The organism is Klebsiella pneumoniae, from assembly GCF_000742135.1.
GTDB lineage: Bacteria > Pseudomonadota > Gammaproteobacteria > Enterobacterales > Enterobacteriaceae > Klebsiella > Klebsiella pneumoniae.
Map to the genome: position 1 here is coordinate 3448765 of NZ_KN046818.1, position 23424 is coordinate 3472188.

At 59.5% G+C, this 23424-nt stretch carries 23 protein-coding genes; 15 read left to right on the forward strand and 8 right to left on the reverse strand.

The window, feature by feature from the left end; all coding sequences use genetic code 11:
* The first annotated feature begins 2 nt into the window (after positions 1-2).
* The 8 genes from DR88_RS09325 to DR88_RS09290 all read left to right on the forward strand — a co-directional run bounded on the left by DR88_RS09325 (position 3) and on the right by DR88_RS09290 (position 10126).
* On the forward strand, positions 3-581 hold the full coding sequence (locus tag DR88_RS09325; protein ID WP_002916486.1) for a YecA/YgfB family protein: 579 nt from the start codon (positions 3-5) through the stop codon (positions 579-581).
* A 23-nt stretch (positions 582-604) separates the two neighbouring features.
* Complete coding sequence (pepP, locus tag DR88_RS09320; RefSeq protein WP_004193720.1) at positions 605-1921, forward strand: Xaa-Pro aminopeptidase; 1317 nt, start codon at positions 605-607, stop codon at positions 1919-1921.
* The gene (ubiH, locus tag DR88_RS09315) at positions 1918-3096 is read left to right on the forward strand and encodes a 2-octaprenyl-6-methoxyphenyl hydroxylase (RefSeq protein WP_002916482.1); all 1179 of its coding nucleotides are present in this window, start codon (positions 1918-1920) and stop codon (positions 3094-3096) included. Before pepP ends, ubiH begins: the two co-directional genes overlap by 4 nt.
* Positions 3097-3106: 10 nt before the next feature.
* Positions 3107-4309, forward strand: a complete 1203-nt coding sequence (gene ubiI / locus DR88_RS09310; protein WP_004149783.1) for an FAD-dependent 2-octaprenylphenol hydroxylase — start codon at positions 3107-3109, stop codon at positions 4307-4309.
* Between the two features lie 422 nt (positions 4310-4731).
* Complete coding sequence (gcvT, locus tag DR88_RS09305) at positions 4732-5826, forward strand: glycine cleavage system aminomethyltransferase GcvT (RefSeq protein ID WP_023301503.1); 1095 nt, start codon at positions 4732-4734, stop codon at positions 5824-5826.
* 24 nt (positions 5827-5850) lie between these two features.
* Positions 5851-6240, forward strand: a complete 390-nt coding sequence (gene gcvH, locus DR88_RS09300; protein ID WP_002916479.1) for a glycine cleavage system protein GcvH — start codon at positions 5851-5853, stop codon at positions 6238-6240.
* Positions 6241-6446: 206 nt separating this feature from the next.
* Positions 6447-9320 carry an aminomethyl-transferring glycine dehydrogenase gene (gcvP, locus tag DR88_RS09295; protein WP_023313619.1) on the forward strand — a complete coding sequence of 958 codons (2874 nt, stop codon included), beginning with the start codon at positions 6447-6449 and terminating at the stop codon, positions 9318-9320.
* Between the two features lie 62 nt (positions 9321-9382).
* Entirely contained in the window at positions 9383-10126 is a 744-nt protein-coding gene (locus tag DR88_RS09290) for an SDR family oxidoreductase (protein WP_004174442.1), read from the forward strand.
* 120 nt (positions 10127-10246) lie between these two features.
* Here DR88_RS09290 and DR88_RS09285 read toward each other — a convergent pair whose 3' ends face one another.
* The 6 genes from DR88_RS09285 to DR88_RS09260 all read right to left on the reverse strand — a co-directional run bounded on the left by DR88_RS09285 (position 10247) and on the right by DR88_RS09260 (position 16176).
* Positions 10247-10750, reverse strand: coding sequence for a protein disulfide oxidoreductase (locus DR88_RS09285; RefSeq protein ID WP_004181240.1), 504 nt, complete (start codon positions 10748-10750; stop codon positions 10247-10249).
* Positions 10740-11351: a DsbA family protein gene (locus DR88_RS09280; protein ID WP_004149776.1), complete on the reverse strand. Its 612-nt coding sequence runs from the start codon at positions 11349-11351 to the stop codon at positions 10740-10742. Before DR88_RS09280 ends, DR88_RS09285 begins: the two co-directional genes overlap by 11 nt.
* 1 nt (position 11352) lies before the next feature.
* Complete coding sequence (locus tag DR88_RS09275) at positions 11353-13362, reverse strand: protein-disulfide reductase DsbD family protein (protein ID WP_004149774.1); 2010 nt, start codon at positions 13360-13362, stop codon at positions 11353-11355.
* Between the two features lie 49 nt (positions 13363-13411).
* Entirely contained in the window at positions 13412-13771 is a 360-nt protein-coding gene (locus DR88_RS09270; RefSeq protein WP_004210062.1) for a hypothetical protein, read from the reverse strand.
* A 124-nt stretch (positions 13772-13895) separates the two neighbouring features.
* Positions 13896-15329 (reverse strand): 6-phospho-beta-glucosidase, encoded by a 1434-nt coding sequence (locus tag DR88_RS09265; protein ID WP_025861871.1) that lies wholly within the window; start codon positions 15327-15329, stop codon positions 13896-13898.
* Positions 15330-15447: 118 nt separating this feature from the next.
* Positions 15448-16176 carry a MurR/RpiR family transcriptional regulator gene (locus DR88_RS09260; RefSeq protein WP_002916321.1) on the reverse strand — a complete coding sequence of 243 codons (729 nt, stop codon included), beginning with the start codon at positions 16174-16176 and terminating at the stop codon, positions 15448-15450.
* A 49-nt stretch (positions 16177-16225) separates the two neighbouring features.
* Here DR88_RS09260 and yqfB point away from each other — a divergent pair, with 49 nt between their 5' ends.
* Entirely contained in the window at positions 16226-16537 is a 312-nt protein-coding gene (yqfB, locus tag DR88_RS09255) for a N(4)-acetylcytidine aminohydrolase (protein WP_004144734.1), read from the forward strand.
* Between the two features lie 163 nt (positions 16538-16700).
* On the forward strand, positions 16701-17360 hold the full coding sequence (gene trhA, locus DR88_RS09250) for a PAQR family membrane homeostasis protein TrhA (RefSeq protein ID WP_002916317.1): 660 nt from the start codon (positions 16701-16703) through the stop codon (positions 17358-17360).
* A 98-nt stretch (positions 17361-17458) separates the two neighbouring features.
* Here trhA and ygfZ read toward each other — a convergent pair whose 3' ends face one another.
* Entirely contained in the window at positions 17459-18442 is a 984-nt protein-coding gene (ygfZ, locus tag DR88_RS09245; RefSeq protein ID WP_002916313.1) for a tRNA-modifying protein YgfZ, read from the reverse strand.
* A 245-nt stretch (positions 18443-18687) separates the two neighbouring features.
* Between ygfZ and sdhE the strand changes: the two genes are divergently transcribed.
* Positions 18688-18954 (forward strand): FAD assembly factor SdhE, encoded by a 267-nt coding sequence (gene sdhE / locus DR88_RS09240; protein WP_002916312.1) that lies wholly within the window; start codon positions 18688-18690, stop codon positions 18952-18954.
* The gene (locus tag DR88_RS09235; protein WP_002916310.1) at positions 18935-19345 is read left to right on the forward strand and encodes a protein YgfX; all 411 of its coding nucleotides are present in this window, start codon (positions 18935-18937) and stop codon (positions 19343-19345) included. The genes sdhE and DR88_RS09235 overlap by 20 nt, the downstream gene beginning before the upstream one ends.
* 6 nt (positions 19346-19351) lie before the next feature.
* Here the strand turns inward: DR88_RS09235 and fldB are convergent, their stop codons facing one another.
* A complete protein-coding gene (gene fldB, locus DR88_RS09230; RefSeq protein WP_002916308.1) occupies positions 19352-19873 on the reverse strand; it encodes a flavodoxin FldB in 522 nt (173 codons plus the stop codon).
* 100 nt (positions 19874-19973) lie between these two features.
* Between fldB and xerD the strand changes: the two genes are divergently transcribed.
* Genes xerD through recJ form a run of 3 tightly spaced genes read left to right on the forward strand, consistent with a single transcriptional unit; the run spans position 19974 to position 23345 of the window.
* A complete protein-coding gene (xerD, locus tag DR88_RS09225; RefSeq protein ID WP_004144729.1) occupies positions 19974-20870 on the forward strand; it encodes a site-specific tyrosine recombinase XerD in 897 nt (298 codons plus the stop codon).
* A 22-nt stretch (positions 20871-20892) separates the two neighbouring features.
* Positions 20893-21606 carry a bifunctional protein-disulfide isomerase/oxidoreductase DsbC gene (gene dsbC, locus DR88_RS09220; RefSeq protein ID WP_004174456.1) on the forward strand — a complete coding sequence of 238 codons (714 nt, stop codon included), beginning with the start codon at positions 20893-20895 and terminating at the stop codon, positions 21604-21606.
* A 5-nt stretch (positions 21607-21611) separates the two neighbouring features.
* Positions 21612-23345, forward strand: a complete 1734-nt coding sequence (recJ, locus tag DR88_RS09215; protein WP_004149758.1) for a single-stranded-DNA-specific exonuclease RecJ — start codon at positions 21612-21614, stop codon at positions 23343-23345.
* Positions 23346-23424 lie beyond the last annotated feature (79 nt).

Below are 23424 nucleotides of genomic sequence, written 5' to 3' on the forward strand. Positions count from 1 at the left end.
GCATGTCTATACAGAACGAAATGCCTGGTTACAACGATGTAGACCAGTTACTGAACCAACAAGGGGTAGGTCTCACCCCGGCCGAAATGCACGGTTTGATCAGCGGATTGCTGTGCGGCGGCAACACGGACAGCAGCTGGCAGCCGCTGGTGCACGACCTGACCAACGAAGGTCTCGCCTTTGGCCATGAACTGGCTCAGGCGCTGCGTAACATGCATTCCGCCATCAGCGATTCACTGGATGACGACGGTTTCCTCTTTCAACTGTATCTGCCGGAAGGCGATGCGGTGAGCGTCTTTGACCGTGCCGACGCCCTCGCCGGTTGGGTCAACCACTTCCTGCTTGGTCTTGGCGTTAGCCAGCCGAAGCTGGATAAAGTGAAGGATGAAACCGGGGAAGCGATTGACGATCTGCGTAATATTGCCCAGCTGGGCTACGATGAAGACGAAGATCAGGAAGAGCTGGAGATGTCTCTGGAGGAGATTATCGAGTATGTCCGCGTTGCCGCACTGCTGTGCCACGACACCTTTGCCCGTCAGCAGCCAACCGCACCGGAAGTCCGCAAACCGACATTACACTAACTAAAATTCGTTCAGGGGGCGTCATGACTCAGCAGGAATTTCTATCGCGTCGCCAGACGCTGTTGGCGCAGATGCAGCCAGGCAGCGCGGCGCTGATTTTCGCCGCACCGGAAGCGGTGCGCAGTGCAGATTCGGAATATCCCTACCGGCAGAACAGCGATTTCTGGTACTTCACCGGCTTTAACGAACCGGAAGCGCTGCTGGTGTTGATTAAAAGCGATGAAACCCACAACCATAGCGTGCTGTTCAACCGGGTTCGCGATCTGACCGCTGAGATCTGGTTTGGACGCCGTCTGGGCCAGGAGGCCGCGCCGGCGAAGCTTGGCGTCGACCGGGCGCTGGCGTTCAGCGAAATCAACCAGCAGCTGTATCAGCTGCTCAACGGTCTGGACGCGATCTACTTCGCCCAGGGTGAATATGCCTATGCCGATGAGATTGTGTTCAACGCCCTCGAAAAACTGCGCAAAGGCGCGCGCCAGAATCTGCAGGCGCCGAACTCGGTTATCGACTGGCGGCCCATTGTGCATGAGATGCGCCTGTTTAAATCCGCGGAAGAGCTTGCCGTGATGCGCCGCGCCGGGGAGATCACCGCGCTGGCCCATACCCGGGCGATGGAAAAATGCCGCCCTGGCATGTTCGAATATCAGCTGGAAGGTGAAATTCTCCATGAATTCAACCGCCACGGGGCACGTTTCCCCTCCTATAACACCATCGTTGGCGGCGGCGAAAACGGCTGTATTCTGCACTACACCGAAAACGAATCTGAACTGCGCGACGGCGATTTAGTCCTGATTGACGCCGGCTGCGAGTATCGCGGCTATGCCGGGGATATTACCCGCACCTTCCCGGTAAACGGTAAATTTACCCAGCCGCAGCGCGAGATCTACGACATTGTGCTCGAATCGCTGGAGACCGCGCTGAAACTCTATCGGCCGGGCACCTCGATCTGTCAGGTTAACCAGGAAGTGGTGCGCATTATGATTACCGGCCTGGTGCGGCTGGGGATCCTGAAAGGCGAGATTGACGAGCTTATCGCCAACAACGCCCACCGCCCGTACTTTATGCATGGCCTGAGCCACTGGCTGGGTCTGGATGTGCACGATGTCGGTAATTACGACACCGACCGTTCGCGCGTCCTGGAGCCGGGAATGGTGCTGACCGTCGAGCCGGGGCTGTATATCGCCACCGATGCCGACGTGCCGGCGCAGTATCGCGGCATCGGCATCCGTATTGAAGATGACATCGTGATTACCGAAGACGGTAACGAAAATCTCACCGCCGGCGTGGTGAAGAAGGCGGATGAGATCGAGGCGCTGATGGCGGCGGCGCGCCAGTCATGAGCGTGCTGATCGTCGGGGGGGGGATGACCGGGGCGACGCTCGCGCTGGCCATCTCCCGTTTGACCGGCGGCGCGCTGCCGGTCCACCTCATTGAAGCGCAGGATCCGCATTCGTCACGCCACCCTGGCTTTGACGACCGGGCGATCGCCCTGGCTGCGGGCACCTGCCAGCAGCTGGCGCGTATCGGTATCTGGCAACGCCTCGCCGAACGCGCGACGCCCATCCAGCGAGTACACGTCAGCGACCGCGGTCATGCCGGGTTTGTGAATCTGGCGGCCGCGGATTATGGCCTGTCGGCGCTGGGCCAGGTGGTTGAACTCCACGATGTCGGCCAGCGGCTGTTTGGTCTGCTGCGCGAGGCGCCGGGCGTCACGCTGCACTGTCCGGCGAAAGTGGAAGCGGTCAGTCGCAGCCAGGAGAGCGTCAGCCTTACGCTTGAGGGCGGCGAAATCATTAACGGTAAGCTGCTGGTGGCGGCGGACGGTTCCCGTTCGGCACTGGGCGCCCGCTGCGGCATCAGCTGGCAGCAGCAGCCGTATGAGCAGATAGCGATCATTGCTAACGTCAGCACCGCGTTGCCCCACGAAGGTCGCGCCTTCGAGCGCTTTACCGAGCATGGCCCGCTGGCGATGCTGCCGATGTCGCAAGGGCGCTGCTCGCTGGTGTGGTGTCATCCGCAGTCGCGCCGCGATGAGGTGCAGAGCTGGTCTGACGAACGCTTTTGTCAGGAGCTGCAGCAGGCATTCGGCTGGCGGCTGGGGCGTATTACCCACGCCGGGAAGCGCAGCGTTTATCCGCTGGCCCTCACCACCGCCAGCCGCGCGGTGTCGCACCGCCTGGCGCTGGTCGGCAACGCGGCGCAGACGCTACACCCGATCGCCGGGCAGGGCTTTAATCTCGGCCTGCGCGATGTGATGAGCCTGGCGGAATTACTCGCTGACGCCCATCTCAGCGGCGAAGATGTCGGTCATTATCCACTGCTGTGCCGCTATCAGGCGCGCAGGGCAGGGGATAAAGCCGCCACCATCGGCGTGACCGATGGGCTGGTGCATCTGTTTGCCAACCGTTGGGCGCCGCTGGTGGCGGGGCGCAACGTCGGTCTGATGGCGATGGAATTATTTACCCCGGCGCGCGATGCGCTGGCGCAGCGTACCCTCGGTTGGGTTCCCCGTTAAGGAGTAGAACGTGCAAAGTGTTGATGTTGCCATTGTTGGCGGTGGAATGGTGGGGCTGGCGGTAGCCTGCGGTCTACAGGGTAGCGGCCTGCGCGTCGCAGTGCTGGAGAAAGCAGAGCCGCGACCGCTGGCCGCCGATGCGCCGCCGGCGCTGCGCGTTTCGGCAATTAATGCCGCCAGCGAAAAGCTGCTGACAAAGCTGGACGTCTGGCGCGAGATCGTCGCCCAGCGGGCCAGCTGCTATCACGGTATGGAAGTGTGGGATAAAGACAGCTTTGGCCACATTAGCTTCGATGACCAGAGCATGGGCTTTAGCCACCTTGGCTATATTATCGAAAATGCCGTAGTGCATCATGCATTGTGGCAGAAGGCGCAGCGTTGCGCTGACGTTACCCTGCTGGCTCCGGCGGAACTTCAGCAGGTGGCGTGGGGCGAGAATGAAGCCTTTCTCAGCCTGCAGGACGGCAGCATGCTGACCGCGCGGCTGGTGATCGGCGCCGATGGTGCCAATTCATGGCTGCGCAATAAAGCCGATATTCCGCTGACCTTCTGGGATTACCATCATCATGCGCTGGTGGCGACCATCCGTACCGCTGAGCCGCATCAGGCGGTGGCCCGCCAGGCGTTCCATGGCGACGGGATCCTCGCCTTCCTGCCGCTCAGCGATCCGCACCTGTGCTCGATCGTCTGGTCGCTATCGCCGGGGGAAGCGCAGCGGATGCAGCAGGCTGATGAAACCACCTTCAACCAGGCGCTGAATATCGCGTTCGATAATCGCCTTGGCCTCTGCCAGCTGGCAAGTGAACGTGAAGTTTTCCCGCTGACCGGCCGCTATGCCCGTCAGTTTGCCGCCCACCGACTGGCGCTGGTCGGCGATGCCGCGCATACCATCCATCCGCTGGCCGGGCAGGGGGTCAACCTCGGTTTTATGGATGCCGCCGAGCTTATTGACGAGCTGAAGCGCCTGCACGTCCAGGGCAAAGATATCGGCCAGCATCTTTATCTGCGCCGCTACGAGCGCAGCCGCAAGCACAGCGCGGCGCTGATGCTGGCGGGCATGCAGGGCTTCCGCGAAATGTTCTCCGGGAGCCATCCGGCGAAGAAACTTCTTCGCGATGTGGGACTCAAACTGGCCGATACGCTGCCGGGCGTGAAACCGCAGCTGATTCGCCAGGCGATGGGCCTCAACGATCTGCCTGCCTGGTTACGTTAACCGCGTCACACTTCTTTCACCCGGCCTGGGCGCCGGGTTTTCCCCCTCATTTGAAATATTCTAATTTCACCTCTTTTTTCGCATTAGATTTATTAATGCGTCCTTTTTTTTGTTAAAGAAATTAGAGCCGTAAAATCGCATAAAACACCATCATTACCTAATTGTCGCGCCGTTAATGTTAATTTTATGTGGCGTAAATCGCTTTTTTCCAGTCAATAACTCTGTAGGCTTTTCGGCGGATTTTAGCCATAAGCTAATGTGATGCCCTGAATGAGCTTATGGTTTAGCGCCGGGTTCGGTGGTAAGTTCAGGCCAAAGATAACGTTTGCGTCGGCGTCCGTCAGCGATGCCGACGCCGAATTTCGTGGCGCAAAATCGCCGACAATTTCGTGGCTGGTTCCGTTTTATTCGATGAGGAAAAGATGGCTCAACAGACTCCGTTGTATGAACAACACACGCTGTGCGGCGCGCGCATGGTGGATTTCCATGGCTGGATGATGCCGCTGCATTACGGGTCCCAGATTGATGAGCACCATGCGGTGCGCGGCGATGCAGGGATGTTCGATGTGTCGCATATGACCATCGTCGATTTCCACGGCAGCCGGATCCGCGAGTTCTTGCGCTATTTGCTGGCCAACGATGTGGCGAAGCTCACCACCCCAGGCAAAGCGCTCTACACCGGCATGCTGACCGCCTCCGCCGGCGTCATCGATGACCTGATTGTCTATTTCCTTTCTGAAGATTATTTCCGCCTCGTTGTTAACTCCGCCACCCGCGAAAAAGACCTCGCCTGGATCTCCGAACAAGCTGAACCTTACGGCCTTGAAATTACCGTTCGCGACGATCTGTCGCTGATCGCGGTCCAGGGCCCCCAGGCGAAAGCGAAGGCGGCGACGCTGTTTACCGACGCTCAACGTCAGGCCGTGGAAGGCATGAAGCCGTTCTTCGGCGTGCAGGCCGGCGACATGTTTATCGCCACCACCGGCTATACCGGCGAAGCGGGTTATGAAATTGCGATGCCGAACGAGCAGGCGGCTGATTTCTGGCGCGGTCTGCTGGACGCTGGCGTTAAGCCGTGCGGTCTTGGCGCGCGCGACACCCTGCGCCTGGAGGCCGGGATGAACTTGTACGGCCAGGAGATGGACGAAGGCGTTTCCCCGCTGGCGGCGAACATGGGCTGGACTATCGCCTGGGAGCCCGCCGATCGTAACTTCATCGGCCGCGAAGCGCTGGAGATGCAGCGCGAAAAAGGCACCGAGCAGCTGGTTGGCCTGGTGATGACCGAGAAAGGCGTCCTGCGCGGTGGTCTGCCGGTCCGTTTTACCGATAGCGACGGTAATCAAAAAGAAGGCATTATCACCAGCGGCACCTTCTCGCCGACGCTGGGCTACAGCATCGCGCTGGCTCGCGTGCCGGCCGGGATTGGCGACACCGCGGTGGTGCAAATCCGTAACCGTGAAATGCCGGTAAAAGTGACTAAACCTGGTTTTGTACGCAATGGCAAAGCCATTGTGTGATTTCCCTTTTTTGGAGATGAATTGATGAGCAACGTACCAGCAGAACTGAAATACAGCAAAGAACACGAGTGGCTGCGTAAAGAAGCGGACGGTACCTATACCGTTGGGATCACCGAGCACGCGCAGGAGCTGCTTGGCGATATGGTTTTCGTTGACCTGCCGGAAGTGGGTGCCACCGTTGAAGCGGGCGCCGATTGCGCGGTTGCCGAATCCGTGAAGGCGGCCTCCGATATCTACGCGCCGATTAGCGGTGAAATCGTTGCCGTCAACGAAGAGCTGAACGACTCTCCGGAACTGGTCAACAGCGACCCGTATACCGACGGCTGGATCTTCAAGATCAAAGCCAGCGACGAAGCGCAGGTTGCCGCGCTGCTGGATGCCGCCGCGTATGAAGCTTTACTGGAAGACGAATAAATACGCTTCATCCTTCACGCTGCAGGGGCGTTGGCTTCCTGGCTCCCCCCGGTCACTTACTTTTGTAAGCTCCCGGGGAGTCGCTGTGTCGCCGCCTTCCTGCAACGCGAATGATTTTGCGTATTCTGGCCCGGTAAGCATCAGCGCTTGCCGGGCAAACCAGTCAGACAACCACGATTCACCGCACGTTTCAGGAACCATCGCTCATGACTCAGACTTTAAGTCAGCTTGAAAACCGCGACGCCTTTATTGAACGTCACATTGGCCCGGACGCTCAGCAACAGCAAGAGATGCTGAAGACCGTCGGCGCGGATTCGCTTAACGCCCTGATCGGCCAGATTGTGCCGCAGGATATCCAGCTGGCGACCCCACCGCAGGTGGGCGACGCGACTACCGAATTCGCCGCGCTGGCGGAGCTGAAGGCGATTGCCAGTCGCAACAAGCGCTTCAAGTCTTACATCGGCATGGGCTATACCGCCGTGCAGCTGCCGCCGGTCATTCAGCGCAACATGCTGGAAAACCCGGGCTGGTATACCGCCTATACCCCTTACCAGCCGGAAGTATCCCAGGGCCGTCTGGAGTCGCTGCTCAACTTCCAGCAGGTCACTCTGGATCTGACCGGGTTGGATATCGCTTCCGCTTCGCTGCTTGATGAAGCCACCGCCGCCGCCGAAGCGATGGCGATGGCCAAACGCGTCAGTAAACTGAAGAGCGCCAACCGCTTCTTCGTTGCCGCCGATGTCCATCCGCAAACCCTGGACGTGGTGCGCACCCGCGCGGAAACCTTCGGCTTCGAGGTGATCGTTGATGACGCCGACAAAGTGCTCGATCACCAGGATGTCTTCGGCGTGCTGCTGCAGCAGGTGGGCACCACCGGCGAAATCCACGATTACAGCAAACTGATCGCCGAGCTGAAAGCGCGCAAAGTGATTGTCAGCGTCGCCGCCGACTTTATGGCGCTGGTGCTGCTGACGGCGCCGGGTAAGCAGGGCGCGGATATCGTTTTCGGTTCCGCCCAACGCTTCGGCGTGCCAATGGGCTACGGCGGCCCGCACGCAGCCTTCTTCGCGGCGAAAGATGAATTCAAACGCTCCATGCCGGGCCGGATTATCGGCGTATCGAAAGATGCGGCGGGGAATACCGCGCTGCGCATGGCGATGCAGACTCGCGAGCAGCACATCCGCCGTGAGAAAGCGAACTCCAACATTTGTACCTCGCAGGTGCTGCTGGCCAACATCGCCAGCCTGTACGCGGTATTCCACGGCCCGGCGGGTCTGAAACGTATCGCTGGTCGCATTCATCGTCTGACCGACATTCTGGCCGACGGCCTGCAGAAGAAAGGGCTGAAGCTGCGCCATGCCCACTACTTCGACACCCTGTGCGTCGAAGTGGCGGATAAAGCCGCGGTGCTGGCGCGTGCCGAAGCCCTGCAGATTAACCTGCGCAGCGATATTCACGGCGCGGTGGGCATTACGCTCGATGAAGCGACCACCCGCGAAGATGTGCTGAACCTGTTCCGCGCCATCGTCGGCGACGATCACGGTCTGGATATCGATACCCTGGATAAAGACGTGGCGCTGGATAGCCGTTCGATCCCGGCGGCGATGCTGCGCGACGATGCGATCCTCACCCATCCGGTGTTTAACCGCTACCATAGCGAAACCGAGATGATGCGCTACATGCACGCCCTGGAGCGTAAAGATCTGGCGCTGAACCAGGCGATGATCCCGCTGGGCTCCTGCACCATGAAACTGAACGCCGCGGCGGAGATGATCCCGATCACCTGGCCGGAATTCGCCGAGCTGCACCCGTTCTGCCCGGTCGAGCAGGCGGAAGGGTATCAGCAGATGATCGCCCAGCTTTCCGACTGGCTGGTGAAACTGACCGGCTATGACGCCGTCTGCATGCAGCCGAACTCCGGCGCGCAGGGTGAATATGCTGGCCTGCTGGCGATTCGCCATTATCACGAGAGCCGCAACGAAGGCCATCGCGATATCTGCCTGATCCCTAGCTCCGCGCACGGCACCAACCCGGCTTCCGCGCAGATGGCGGGTATGCAGGTAGTGGTCGTTGCCTGTGATAAAAACGGCAACATCGATCTCGCCGATCTGCGTGAAAAAGCAGAGCAGGCGGGGGCCAATCTCTCCTGCATCATGGTCACCTATCCGTCGACCCATGGCGTGTATGAAGAGACCATTCGCGAAGTGTGCGAGATCGTGCACCAGTTTGGCGGCCAGGTTTATCTCGACGGCGCCAACATGAACGCCCAGGTCGGGATCACCTCTCCGGGCTTTATCGGCGCCGACGTTTCGCACCTCAACCTGCATAAAACGTTCTGCATTCCGCACGGCGGCGGCGGCCCGGGCATGGGCCCAATCGGCGTGAAAGCGCACCTGGCGCCGTTCGTGCCGGGCCACAGCGTGGTACAGATTGAAGGGATGCTGACCCGCCAGGGCGCGGTTTCCGCCGCGCCGTTCGGCAGCGCGTCCATTCTACCGATCAGCTGGATGTATATCCGCATGATGGGCGCGGAAGGGCTGAAGCAGGCGAGCCAGAACGCGATCCTTAACGCCAACTACATCGCTACCCGGCTGAAAGATGCCTACCCGGTGCTCTACACCGGTCGCGATGGTCGCGTAGCGCACGAATGCATTCTCGATATTCGTCCGCTGAAAGAAGAGACCGGCATTAGCGAGCTGGATATCGCCAAGCGCCTGATCGACTTTGGCTTCCATGCCCCGACCATGTCTTTCCCGGTAGCGGGGACGCTGATGGTTGAGCCGACGGAATCGGAAAGCAAGGTCGAGCTGGACCGCTTTATCGACGCGATGCTGGCGATCCGCGCGGAAATCGACCGCGTCAAAGCCGGCGAATGGCCGCTGGAGGATAACCCTCTGGTGAACGCGCCGCACACCCAGGGCGAGTTGGTGGGCGAGTGGAACCATCCGTACAGCCGTGAGCTGGCGGTATTCCCGGCAGGGTTGCACAACAAGTACTGGCCGACGGTGAAACGTCTGGATGATGTCTACGGAGACCGCAACCTGTTCTGCTCCTGCGTGCCGATGAGCGAATACCAGTAAGTTTGCGTTTTAGCTAAACTTTTAAAGGCGCTGCGGCGCCTTTATTTTTTTGGAGGGAAGGTATGGGAATAGCTCTTATTAGCGGCGCGAGCCGCGGCATAGGCCGGGCGACGGCGCTGCTGTTGGCGCAGGAAGGATATACCGTGGCGGTCAATTACCATCACAACATTAACGCCGCCACCGAGGTGGTGAATACCATTGTGGCGTCTGGCGGCAAAGCCACGGCGCTGCGGGCGGACATCAGCGATGAAGCGCAGGTGATGGCGATGTTTGAGGCGATCGACCGCATGGGCGAGCCGCTGACGGCGCTGGTCAACAACGCCGGGATCCTGTTTACCCAGTGTACGGTGGAGAGCCTGAGCGCCGAGCGTATTAACCGCGTGCTGGCCACCAACGTCACCGGTTACTTCCTCTGTTGCCGTGAGGCGGTAAAGCGCATGTCACATCGGCATGGCGGCAAGGGTGGGGCGATAGTTAACGTTTCGTCGGCGGCCTCGCGCCTTGGCGCGCCGGGGGAGTACGTTGACTATGCCGCGTCGAAAGGGGCGGTAGATACCCTGACCACCGGGCTGGCGCTGGAGGTGGCGGCGCAAGGGATCCGGGTCAACGGCGTGCGTCCGGGGCTGATTTATACCGAGATGCACGCCTCCGGCGGTGAACCGGGACGCGTGGATCGAGTGAAAGGTTCGCTACCGATGCAGCGCGGCGGCCAGCCGGAAGAGGTCGCTCAGGCCATTGCCTGGCTGCTGAGCGACAAAGCGTCGTATGTGACGGGTAGCTTCCTTGAACTGGCGGGCGGGAAATAACCCGTAGATGTCTATTGCCCGGCGGCGCTGCGCTTGCCGGGCCTACGGGGTCAAAGCCGAATGGTAGGCCGGGTGGCGGATACGCCTTACCCGGCATAAAAACCGCTAAAGCCCGACGGTCTACCAGGAGGCCAGCCACAGCCGCAGGCGCATTCCCCAACTGCTGGTCCAGCCGGTGGTAACCGACTTTACCTCGCCTTGAGAAATGACCACCAGCGTTGGCGTTACCTGGATATCCCACTGCCGCGCCAGCTGGCCGCTTGGATCATTCACCGTCGGCAGCGCCAGTTTCTTCCTGGTCAGCCACTTCTCCAGCGTGACGTTATCGCCGGAACGCAGGGCTACCGTCAGCACATTGCCGCCGTCGGCGGCAAGCGATGCCACCGACGGCGTGGTATAGCGACAGACTCCGCACCAGGTCGCCCAGACGTACAGCAGCAGCGGCTTTTGCTGGCTTATGGCATGCAGATCCAGCGTCCTGCCGTCGAGTGTCTGCAGCGATGTGGCGCTGACGTTTTGCGGCAGCGCGGGCTGGCGAAAATAATCCACCGCCAGGCTCACCGCCGCGCCAATCAGCAGCCACACCGCCAGCTCGCGCAGCCAGCGCCTGATTTTACTGGCCACGGGCTTTCGCCAGCTGCTCTTTCACCAGCCCCTCCAGGTCTTCAGCAGGGATCGCGCCGGCCACCATCTGATCGCCGATGATCGTTGCCGGGGTGCCCTGAATATTCAGCACCTGCGACAAAATCAGGTTCATCTTCAGCGAATCCATGGTCTTGTCATCGATATTTACACTATCGGTGGCGGTTTTCTTCTGCGCGGCGGCGATACTGGCGTCATCGTGATAGCCTTTTTTCGCCATCAGCCTCTGATGCAGCGCCCAGAATTTTTCGGGCTGCTGACGCCAGGTGGAGAGCGCGGTTTTAGCGGCATTCACCGAACTCTGCCCTTTAAACGGCAGCAGCTTAACGATGAGCTGGATGTCCGGATTATCGTGGACGATTTTTTCCAGCAGCGGATCAAACTGTTTGCAGTAAGGGCAGTTGTAATCGGTAAACGAGACGATTGTGAGTTTTGGCTCTTTCGCGCCGGTGCGCGGGCTATTCGGATCGTTAAACAGCAGCTGGGCTAACTGGTCATTACCGTTCGATTGTGGTTCTTCCGCCGGGGCGGCGAAGCTGAAGGCCGATACGCACAGCAGTAATAAGGCGGTGATAGCTCTCATGTTATTTTCCTTTAGCGGCGGACAGGGTGGCGAGAAGGTGTTCGCGGTCTAACAGCGCAGGCAGAATCTGTCCCTGCGGCAATTCCGGTCCGTAAATCTGGTTAAACGGCACCGCGGCGCTGCCGCGTGCGGTTAAAAACTGGCTAATGTCAGCGGAGGGGCGGCTCCAGTCGCCGCGCAGGGCGACTACGTCTGGCGCTAACAGCGCCTGCTGGACGTCGTCGCGCAGCAGCACGTTGTATTTATTGGCTTTACAGGTCACGCACCAGTCGGCGGTGACATCAATAAATACCCGTTTATGCTCCGCCAGGGCGCTGGCGATAGCCTGCTCGCTGAGCGGCTGCCAGTTAACCCGGTCCCGGCGCGGGCCCTGGCTGTCCTGTTGGGCGACAAAGGCGACGGAGCCCGCTACCACTATGGCCAGGGCGCCCGCGCGCAGCGCCGTCCGCCAGCGGTAGCGCCAGGCGGTGGCCACTAGCAGGGCGATGGCCAGAATCACCAGCAGGGTAAGCACCGGCGTACGGCCGATGTGGATCGTCAGCAGGCTGACCAGCCATAGCGCTGAACCAAGCATCATTAGCCCCAGCACCACCCGCAGATGATTCATCCAGCGGCCCGGGCGTGGCAGTCGTTGCGCCAGACCCGGCCAGGCAACGATCAGCAGCCACGGCAGGCTCATGCCGATCCCCATGGCGAAGAAAATGCCCCACAGCAGCGGCAGGGGCGCCACCAGCGCCACCGACACGGCGGTACCGAGGAACGGCGCGGTACAGGGCGTCGCCAGCAGGGTGGCGAAGGCGCCCTGCCAGAAATGGCCCATTAAGCCGTTGCCGCCCCTGGTGGCGAGGAAAGTGCTGGCGCTGGAGGATAGGCGGATTTCGAACAGCCCCAATAAACTGGCGCCGAACAGCACCATCACCAGCGCCATCGCGCCGATAAACCACGGGTTCTGGAACTGGATGCCCCAGCCGAGCGCCTGATTCCCCAGGCGTAGCGCGGTCATCATCAGCGCCAGCGCCAGGAACGAGACGACGATCCCGCACACCGAGGCGAGGAACTGCCGCCGCACCGCGCCGCGTTCGCGACCTTCGGTTTGCACCAGCGAGCCGAGCTTCATGGCCAGCACCGGCAGCACGCACGGCATGACGTTGAGGATTAGCCCGCCGGCCAGCGCCATCAGCAGCACCCAGCCTAACGCCAGCCCCGGCGCGGCGCTGCCGGCGGCGACGGCGATTTGGCTTTCCTGCGCCTGACCGCTATCGGCCAGCACCAGCGACAGCGTTTTGCCGCTCAGGTCCGGCGCCGCTTCGCCCCAGCTGTCGGTGACTGGTACGGTGGCGGTCAACGTATCGCCGCGGCTGGTAAAGCTCGGCTTACCGAAATCGACATCCTCCATGCTGTCGATAAACAGCGCTGGCTGCTGCCAGCCGGCATCGCGGCGGGCGGTCACCGTCAGTTTGCCGCTGACGTAGCTGGCGGTCAGTTGCGAAGTCAGGCCATCGCGCAGCGGCAGTGTGCCCATCGCGCGGGTAAAATCATAATTAAATCGCTCCCCCGCCGGAGTCGTCATATCCAGCGAAAAGGGATAGTCAGTGAGAATACAGACATTGCTGCAGGTAGAGAGCGTCAGGACGCCGCTAAGCGTCGGCGGTATCTTCCCGCGCAGCGTCATCGGAAAGCTGACGTCGCCGTGATAGCCCTGAGTGGAAATGCCCGCGACGTCGAAGCGCTGCGGCGTCGGCCAGCGCCAGCTCACCTCCAGCGGCGTGTGCCAGGCGATAGCCGGCGCGATGCCGCCTTCCCCTGGCGAGCGCCAGTAGGTTTTCCAGCCCTTTTCCAGCGCTACGTCTAAAAGCAGGCGAGTGTCGCCATTGCTCTCGGTTTGCGCCCGCAGGCGGACGCTGGCGTGTTGATTGTCGGCGGCGCGCAGCCAGCCGCTGTCGGCGGCCTGGCTGACGGGCAGCCATAGCCAAAGCAGGCAGACCAGTAGTCGCCTGAATACCATATACATAAGTTTGCTCCGTAAGTGATGAATTAACCTGAACTGTCAGGAGAATCAATCACTCACGGAAGATGCATAATCGCAGATGCACCCGCAATCGGGGTGAGGAGATAACGCGGGGAGGCCACTGGCGTTCGATACGCGGCGGGATCGCCGCCAGCACCGCCAGCAGCAGGGTGATAGCCAACAGCGCCCCTTCAAACAGCATCGGCGGAACGGCCATCAGCGACTTGGCGCTGAGCTCGCACGGCGTGACCGGCGCCTCGGCCTGATCCTGGTTTTGCTGTAGCGACGGGCTGTCGGCGGTGAGGTTCATGACCAGCGCGTGCATCCCGGCCATCCGTTGAGCGGTGCAGGTTAGCACCACCAGACAGGCCAGGAGGACAAAAAGAATGGCTTTGCGTTGTCGCTTAATCATGATTGCCTCAAATATTCACGAGGCTTATCTTAACGGGCGAACGGGTTTTGGCAATGGTAAAGCTGTAAAGAAGTGTCTGGCGGATAAGCAATTAGCCCTCCCCCGGCCGGGAGAGGGCGGTTAGTTACAGGTTCTCACCGTTGCTGGCGATGACCTCTTTGTACCAGTTAAAGCTCTTCTTGCGCGAGCGGGACATGTCGCCGGTGCCATCGTCGTGTTTGTTGACGTAGATGAAGCCGTAGCGTTTGCTGTACTGCCCGGTGGTGAAGGAGACGCAGTCGATGCAGCCCCATGGGGTATAGCCCATCAGATCGACGCCGTCATAAGTGACCGCTTTGATCATCTCTTCGATGTGGGCGCGCAGGTAGTCGATGCGGTAGTCATCGTTGATGCTGCCGTCGGCTTCTACTTTGTCGTAGGCGCCAAAGCCGTTTTCCACGATAAACAGCGGCTTCTGATAACGCTCATACAGTTCACACAGAGAATAGCGCAGGCCAACCGGGTCAATCTGCCAGCCCCAGTCGGAAGCTTTGACGTGCGGGTTCGGCACGCTGCCTTCGAAACCGGAAATGGCGTCGCCAGTGCCGCCCTCGGCTTTCACCGCGTTGGTCATGTAGTAGCTGAAGCCGAGATAGGCGCAGGTACCTTCGCGCAGGATCTGCGCGTCGCCGTCTTCCATCCTGATGTTGAAGCCGCGGCGTTCCCATTCATTCAACACATAGCTCGGGTAGTAACCGCGCAGCTGGACGTCGGTAAAGACGTAGCGCTCGCGCATCGACTCCTGGGCGAACATGACATCTTCCGGTTTGCAGGAGTAAGGGTAGAGGGCGACCATCGCCAGCATGCAGCCGACCTGCATGTCCGGGTTGATGCGCCGCGCCACTTTCACCGCCAGCGCGCTGGCCACGAACTGGTGGTGCAGCACCTGGTACATGGTCTCTTCCGGATTGTCATGCTCGGTATAGACCACCCCGGAGCAGCAGTAGCCGAACAGCGGCGCGCGCCAGTTGCGCTGGTTGTTGATCTCGTTAAAGGTCATCCAGTATTTCACTTTGTGCTTATAGCGCTCGAAGACCACTTCGGCGAAGCGTACAAAGAAATCGACCACTTTGCGGTTGGTCCAGCCGCCATACTGCTGCACCAGGTGCAGAGGCATCTCGAAGTGGGAGAGGGTGATCACCGGCTCGATGTTGTATTTCAGCAGCTCGTCGAACATGTCGTCGTAGAACTTCAGTCCCTCTTCATTCGGCTGGGTTTCGTCACCCTGCGGGAAGATGCGGGTCCAGGCGATAGAGGTGCGGAAGCATTTGAAGCCCATCTCGGCGAACAGTTTGATGTCTTCTTTGTAGCGACCGTAGAAGTCGACGGCTTCGTGGTTCGGGTAGTATTTTCCCGCTTCGACCTGGTGGGTGATTTCGCGCGGCACGCCGTGCGCCCCGCCGGTCAACACATCGCAGATGCTGGGGCCTTTGCCGTCCTGATCCCAGCCGCCTTCAACCTGATGCGCGGCGACCGCGCCGCCCCATAAAAAATCTTTCGGAAGGGTTAATTTTTTCATCCTGGCTAATCTCTCTAATAACTATTGTTCTCGAGTCTAGCAAAGTGAAAGTGAATGTCACGATATAACAAATTCCGCCAAAGGTAATATGTTACATCAAAAAAACAGGCTGTTATTTTTAGCTGATTTTGCGCGCTAATTTACGTCCGAGGGATTCGAGAATATAGATCACTGGAATTTGCGTTGTAATATCGTAGACGCCGCCAATGCGCGTCTGCGGCACGTGCCAGGAGAGATTGAAATCAGCCAGTTTGGCCAGCCGCGAATGCTCATGGCTGGTAATCGACATCACCTTGCAATGATGTAGGCTGAACTGGCTGGCGAAACGCAGGATCTCTTCCGTCTCGCCAGAGACGGAAAGCACGATCGCCAGCGCGTTGCGGGCCATATCGTTGGTTACCGGAAAATAGGGATCGTCAATATGGTTGCTGAATTTACCGACGTTGGAGAAGAAGCGTGCGCCATATTTCGCCAGCGCGCCGGAGGTGCCGGCGCCGACAAAAATAATACGTTCGGAGGCGAGAATAATATCGACGGCCTGCTCGAGTAATTCATCGAACTCGTCATTATTGACGCTTTTAAAAAAGCTCATTATTTCGCTGGCGCCGATATTTGCCTGTTGAGGCTCATTCTGCTCGAGATATAATTTAAAGCGCACGCGAAATTCAGAGTAGCCCTCGCACTGCAGTTTGCGGCAGAAGCGTAACACGGTGGTCGTGGAGACCCCGGCGGCCTCGGCCAGTTCGCGGATGGTCATGTACATCACTTTGTCACGATTTTTAATGACGTAGTGGTAGACCATCATCTCAAGATTATTGAGACTGGCGACAGCGGCGTGGGAGAACATACTCACAGGGCGAACTCACAATTCATAATGACCAGGACGGAATTATATCATGCAGGCCAATGACATTACCTTTTTTCAGCGTTTTCAGGACGACATCCTCGCCGGGCGCAAAACCATCACCATTCGCGATGCAGCGGAGTCGCACTTTAAGCCCGGCGATGTGCTGCGCGTTGGGCGCTATGAAGATGACGGCTATTTTTGCACCATCGCCGTGACCGCGACCTCGACGGTGACGCTCGATACGCTGACCGAACAGCATGCGCAACAGGAGAATATGACTCTCGGGCAGCTGCGGCAGGTCATCAGCGACATCTATCCTGGCGAGAGCCAGTTTTATGTCATTGAATTCAAAACGCTTTAAGATAATCAGGAACGGCTGTGAGTTGAAATAAAAATGTAACTTTTTGATTTTAATGTATTTACAAATATACATCGTTTTATTTTAGCTAACAGGTGTTCACTGGAATCATTCTCAGTTACCCTAAGTGGGCAATGAAAGCGTTCTTGTTTTCACGGAGTCCAGTATGGTTCGCAAACCATTAATCACTCAGGGATATTCTCTGGCAGAGGAAGTTGCCAACAGCATCAGCCACGGGATCGGGCTGGTGTTCGGTATCGTCGGCCTTGTGTTGCTGCTGGTGCAGGCGGCGGATACAAACGCCAGCGCGACGGCGATCGCCAGCTACAGCCTGTACGGCGGCAGCATGATTATGCTGTTCCTCGCTTCCACGCTCTATCACGCGATCCCGCATCAGCGGGCGAAACAGTGGCTGAAGAAATTCGACCACTGCGCCATCTATTTGCTGATTGCCGGGACCTACACGCCGTTTTTGCTGGTGGGGTTGAATTCACCGCTGGCGAAGGGGCTGATGATCGTCATCTGGAGCCTGGCGCTGCTGGGGATCCTGTTTAAGCTGACCATCGCGCACCGCTTTAAAATTTTGTCGCTGGTGACCTATCTGACCATGGGGTGGCTGTCGCTTATCGTGGTCTATCAGCTGGCAGTGAAGCTGGCGGTGGGCGGGGTAACGCTGCTGGCGGTTGGCGGGGTGGTGTACTCGCTGGGGGTCATCTTCTACGTCTGCAAACGTATTCCTTATAACCACGCTATCTGGCACGGCTTCGTGCTCGGCGGCAGCGTGTGTCACTTCCTGGCGATTTATCTTTACATCGGCCAGTCCTGATAAACATCCCACGGTGGCGCTGCGCTTACCGTGGCTACAAAATACTGCGGCCGGGTAGCCCGGCTAAGGCGCAAGCGCCGCAAGCCGGGAACTTTTCCTTAATTTTCTTCCAGCGAATACGGCAATGGTTTGATGCTCAGGCTGCCGGCATCGTCGCGTACACGGAACACGCTGTCCGGTTCCATGTCGTTATTCATCACTACCTGGACCATCAGGCTTCCGTCATCCAGCTGTACGGCTGCCAGCACCGTACCGGTGCGGCGCCAGTTGTCGCCCATCTTCAGCTCCAGGTCTTCCCCGGCTTCCGGCACCCGGCTGGCGGTCCCTGACAGCGTCCACAGCGCGCGCTTATTGGCGCCGCGGAATTTCGCCCTCGCGACCATTTCCTGGCCGGTGTAGCAGCCTTTTTTGAAGCTGATGCCGCCCAGCGCCTGCAGGTTGGTGGCCTGCGGAATGAACTGCCCGCTGTTGGCGCTGTCGATAACCGGCAGACCGGCTTCAATATTCAGCGCCAGCCACTGTTGGCTGTTGTTAAACTGCGCTTCGCCGCGCAACGCGTCGGTGACGCGGTTGGCGGTGTCGACATCGGTCACAAGCAGGAAGCGCTCGCCCGGGTGTTCAAACCACAGCAGGCTGGTAGCGCCTTCGCTGACCACCGGGGTGGCAGCGTCGGGCAAGGCGGCGAACAGCGGCGCCAGCGCGGCGCGCGCCTGGAAGCCGGCTACTCCCAGCAGAACCAGATCGTCGTTGGCGGCAATGGTGACTTTGGAGAAGACGGCATATTTTTTCAGCTCGGTCAGCTGCGCGTCGCGCAGGCTGCGGCGCTCAATCCACGCGAAGCCGCCCTCGCGACGGAATACGCGCAGGTTGCTCCACATCTTGCCTTTGGCATCACAGTGGGCGGCAAGCAGATGCTGGGCATCGGTGAGATGACTCACATCGGCGGTAATCTGCCCCTGCAGATATTTTTCGCTGTCCGGCCCGCTAATTGTCGCCAGCGCCCAGTCATCCAGGGTCATCAGCGTTAACGGCAGACGAGCGGAAGAGGAAGGCTGACGCGGAGGAAAAGGTGTAAAAGCCATAGTCATATCCTGAATCGCTTAACGCAGTGTGTGTGACCAATGGTAAAAGAGCTATAGTGCATTGCAAGTGCTTTCAACAGGCCATTTGTGCGCTGGCGTGAGACTGCCGCCTGACGCAGGGAATCAATAAACCCATCATTATTTTAAGGTTTTTATGGAAGGATGCTCGCATTCAGCGATATTCCTGTAAAGTTACGGCAGAAAACGGGTTAAACTAACCTATATTTTGCTGCTGGAAGGTCAACATGGACATTAACAATAAAGCACGTATCCACTGGGCATGCCGCCGCGGGATGCGCGAACTCGACATCTCCATCATGCCGTTCTTTGAGTATGAGTACGATACCCTCAGCGACGCTGACAAACAGCTGTTCATTCGCCTGCTGGAAAATGACGATCCGGATCTGTTCAACTGGCTGATGAACCACGGCAAACCGGCCGATGCGGAGCTGCAGCGGATGGTAACCTTAATTCAGACACGGAATCGGGAACGTGGTCCTGTGGCAATCTGATCTCCGTATCTCCTGGCGCGCGCAGTGGTTTTCCCTGCTGCTTCACGGCGTGGTGGCGGCCCTGGTGCTGTTGGTTCCCTGGCCGCTGAGCTATACCCCGATCTGGCTGCTGCTGCTGTCGCTGGTGGTCTTCGACTGCGTGCGCAGCCAGCGGCGGATCCATGCCCGTCGCGGGGAGATAAAACTGCTCACCGATTCCCGTCTTCGCTGGCAAAACGCCGAATGGGAGATCCTCGGGACGCCGTGGGTTATCAATAGCGGTATGCTGCTGCGTTTGCGCCATGTCGATACCCGGCGCGGACAGCATCTTTGGCTGGCGGCGGACAGCATGGACGCCGGAGAGTGGCGCGATCTGCGCCGGCTGGTGCTGCAAAAACCGGCGCAGGAGTAAGCCGCGTCAGGAAAAGTGTTCGGCCATTTCGCCGAGGATCTGCTCGCACCAGCTCTGGATGCGCTCGTCGCTCAGGTCGTACTGGTTGGTTTCATCCAGCGCCAGGCCAACGAACAGTTGGCCATCGGCGATCACCGGTTTCGGGCTGGTGAACTCATAGCCTTCGGTTGGCCAGTAGCCGACAAACTTCACGCCCCTGGTCGCCAGCTTGTCATGCAGCATGCCGAGCGCGTCAAGGAACCATTCGCCGTAGCCCAGCTGATCGCCCATGCCGTACAGCGCGACGATCTTTCCCTCGAGGTTCAGGGTGTCCAGCTGATCCCAGACCGCTTCCCAGTCTTCCTGAATTTCGCCGAAATCCCAGGTCGGGATGCCAAGGATCAGTACGTCGTACTGGCTCATCAGCGCGGGGGAGTCATCTTTCAGATTGTGCAGCGTCACCAGTTCGGGGCCGATGATATCGCGGATTTTCTCCGCGGCCATTTCGGTGTAGCAGGTACTGGAGCCGTAAAACAGACCTATATTCATCGCGTAAACATCTCGATTCTTGCCGTGAATGGCGGGCAGTGTACCAGAAAGGCGTCCTCTTAAGGCATAATGAGAGCGTTTAACGAACAAAGAGGCCGATGTGAAACAGGATCTGGCACTAATCGAACAGTTTCTCGATGCCCTTTGGCTGGAGCGCAACCTGGCGGAGAATACGCTCAGCGCCTACCGTCGCGATTTGACGATGTTAGTTGAGTGGCTGCACCATCGCGGCCTGTCGCTGGCAAGCGTTGGCAGCGACGATCTGCAGGCGCTGCTGGCTGAGCGGCAGTCCGGCGGCTACAAAGCCACCAGCACCGCGCGCCTGCTGAGCGCCGTGCGCCGTTTTTTCCAGCATCTGTACCGGGAAAAAATTCGCCCGGACGATCCCAGCGCGCTGCTGGCCTCGCCGAAGCTACCGCAGCGGCTGCCAAAAGATCTCAGTGAGGCGCAGGTTGAGCGCCTGCTGCAGGCGCCGCTGGTGGAGCAGCCGCTGGAATTGCGCGATAAAGCGATGCTGGAGGTGCTGTATGCCACCGGCCTGCGCGTCTCGGAGCTGGTGGGGCTGACGATGAGCGACATCAGCCTGCGGCAGGGCGTGCTGCGGGTGGTGGGAAAAGGCAACAAAGAGCGGCTGGTGCCGCTGGGGGAAGAGGCGGTACTGTGGGTGGAAAATTACCTCGAGTATGGTCGCCCCTGGCTGCTGAACGGCGTGGCGTCGGATGTCTTATTTCCCAGCCAGCGCGCCCAGCAGATGACGCGCCAGACCTTCTGGCACCGGATTAAACACTATGCCGTACTGGCGGGGATCGACAGCGAAAAGCTTTCCCCGCACGTGTTACGCCATGCGTTCGCCACGCATTTGCTCAATCATGGCGCCGATCTGCGCGTGGTGCAGATGCTGTTAGGACACAGCGATCTCTCCACCACGCAGATATACACCCACGTGGCGACCGAGCGTCTGCGACAACTTCATCAACAGCACCACCCGCGGGCGTGAGTGCTGAACAAAAGGACTGAGTATGAAAAAAGGTTTATTGATGTTCACCCTGCTGGCGGCCTCCCTTTCAGGAACGGCGCACGCCGATAGCGCGGCAATTAAACAGTCGCTGGCGAAGCTGGGTGTGCAGAGCACCGATATTCAACCATCGCCGGTTTCCGGGATGAGCACGGTGCTGACCGACAGCGGCGTGCTGTACGTGACCGACGACGGCAAACATATCATCCAGGGGCCGATGTACGACGTGAGCGGCGCGCAGCCGGTCAACGTCACCAACCAGCTGCTGCTGGGTAAGCTGAACGCGCTGAGCAATGAGATGATTGTCTACAAAGCGCCGAAGGAGCAGCACGTCATCACCGTCTTCACCGATATTACCTGCGGCTACTGTCATAAACTGCACGAGCAGATGAGCGACTACAACGCGCTGGGGATCACCGTGCGTTATCTGGCCTTCCCGCGCCAGGGGCTGCAAAGCCAGGCCGAGCAGGATATGAAAGCGATCTGGTGTGCGAAAGATCGCAACAAAGCGCTGGATGACGCCATGAATGGTAAAGGCGTGCAGCCGGCGAGCTGCAGCGTAGATATCGCCAAACATTACACCCTCGGCGTGCAGATGGGCGTCAACGGTACGCCGGCGATGGTCCTCAGTAACGGCATGGTGCTGCCGGGCTATCAGGGGCCGAAAGAGCTGAAGGCGTTCCTCGATGAGCACAAAAAACAGACAAGCGGTAACTGATTCGCGTGAAACAACAGATACAACTACGCCGCCGCGAGGCGGTTGACGGCGTCGAACTCCCCGCCGACCTGCCGCCGCTGCTGCAGCGGCTATATGCCAGCCGCGGGGTGCGCAGCGCGCAGGAGCTGGAGCGCAGCGTCAAAGGCATGCTCCCCTGGACGCAGCTCACCGGCGTTGAAAAAGCGGTCGAGATGCTGCATGACGCGTTCCAGAAAGGGTTGCACATCGTGGTGGTCGGTGATTTTGACGCCGACGGCGCCACCAGCACCGCGCTCAGCGTGTTGGCCCTGCGCGCGCTGGGTTACGGCAACGTCTCCTATCTGGTGCCGAACCGCTTTGAAGACGGCTACGGTTTAAGCCCGGAAGTGGTCGATCAGGCCCATGCTCGCGGCGCGCAGATGATCATGACCGTCGACAACGGGATCTCGTCCCATGCCGGCGTCGATCATGCCCATGCGCTGGGGATCCCGGTGCTGGTGACCGATCACCATCTGCCGGGCGAGACGCTGCCGGCGGCGGAAGCTATCGTTAATCCCAACCTGCGCGATTGCGACTTCCCGTCAAAATCACTGGCCGGGGTGGGGGTGGCGTTTTATCTGATGCTGGCGCTGCGCACTTTTCTGCGTGATAAAGGCTGGTTCGACGCTCGCGGCATCCCCGCACCGAACCTTGCCGAGCTGCTGGATCTGGTGGCGCTTGGCACCGTCGCGGACGTCGTGCCGCTGGATGCTAACAACCGTATCCTCACCTGGCAGGGGTTAAGCCGCATTCGCGCCGGCAAATGTCGGCCCGGTATTAAGGCGCTGCTGGAAATTGCCAACCGCGATCCGCAAAAGCTGGCGGCCAGCGACCTCGGTTTCGCCCTCGGGCCGCGCCTGAACGCGGCGGGACGGCTGGACGACATGTCGGTCGGTGTCGCGCTGCTGCTGTGCGATAACATCGGCGAAGCGCGGGTGCTGGCCAACGAGCTCGATGCGCTTAATCAGACGCGCAAAGAGATTGAGCAGGGGATGCAGGCGGAAGCGCTAACGCTCTGTCAGCAGCTGGAGCGCAGCGCGGATACCCTGCCCGGCGGGCTGGCGATGTACCATCCGCAATGGCATCAGGGGGTAGTCGGCATTCTCGCCTCGCGGATTAAGGAGCGCTTCCATCGCCCGGTTATCGCTTTTGCGCCTACCGGCGACGGCACGCTGAAAGGCTCCGGTCGTTCCATTCAGGGGTTGCATATGCGCGATGCGCTGGAGCGCCTTGATACGCTTTATCCCGGGCTAATCCTGAAGTTCGGCGGCCACGCGATGGCGGCGGGCTTATCGCTGGAGGAGGCGCGTTTTGAAGAGTTTCAACAGCGCTTCGGCGAGCTGGTGACCGAATGGCTGGATCCTGCGCTGTTGCAGGGCGAGGTGGTTTCCGATGGCCCGCTGGCGGCGGCGGAGATGAGCATGGAAGTGGCGCAGATGCTGCGCGACGCCGGGCCGTGGGGGCAGATGTTCCCGGAACCGCTGTTTGACGGTCGTTTTCGCCTGCTGCAGCAGCGGCTGGTGGGCGAGCGTCACCTGAAGGTGATGGTCGAACCGGTTGACGGCGGGCCGCTGCTGGACGGTATCGCCTTCAACGTTGATACTTCCATCTGGCCGGATAACGGCGTGCGTGAAGTCCAGTTAGCCTACAAGCTCGACATCAACGAGTTCCGCGGCAACCGTAGCCTGCAGCTGATCATCGATCACCTCTGGCCAAATTGACAACAGTGTAGGAATAAGGGCGCGAATCCGGTAGAATTCCGCTCTTATCACCGCATTTTGACAAATCCATTAAAAGAAA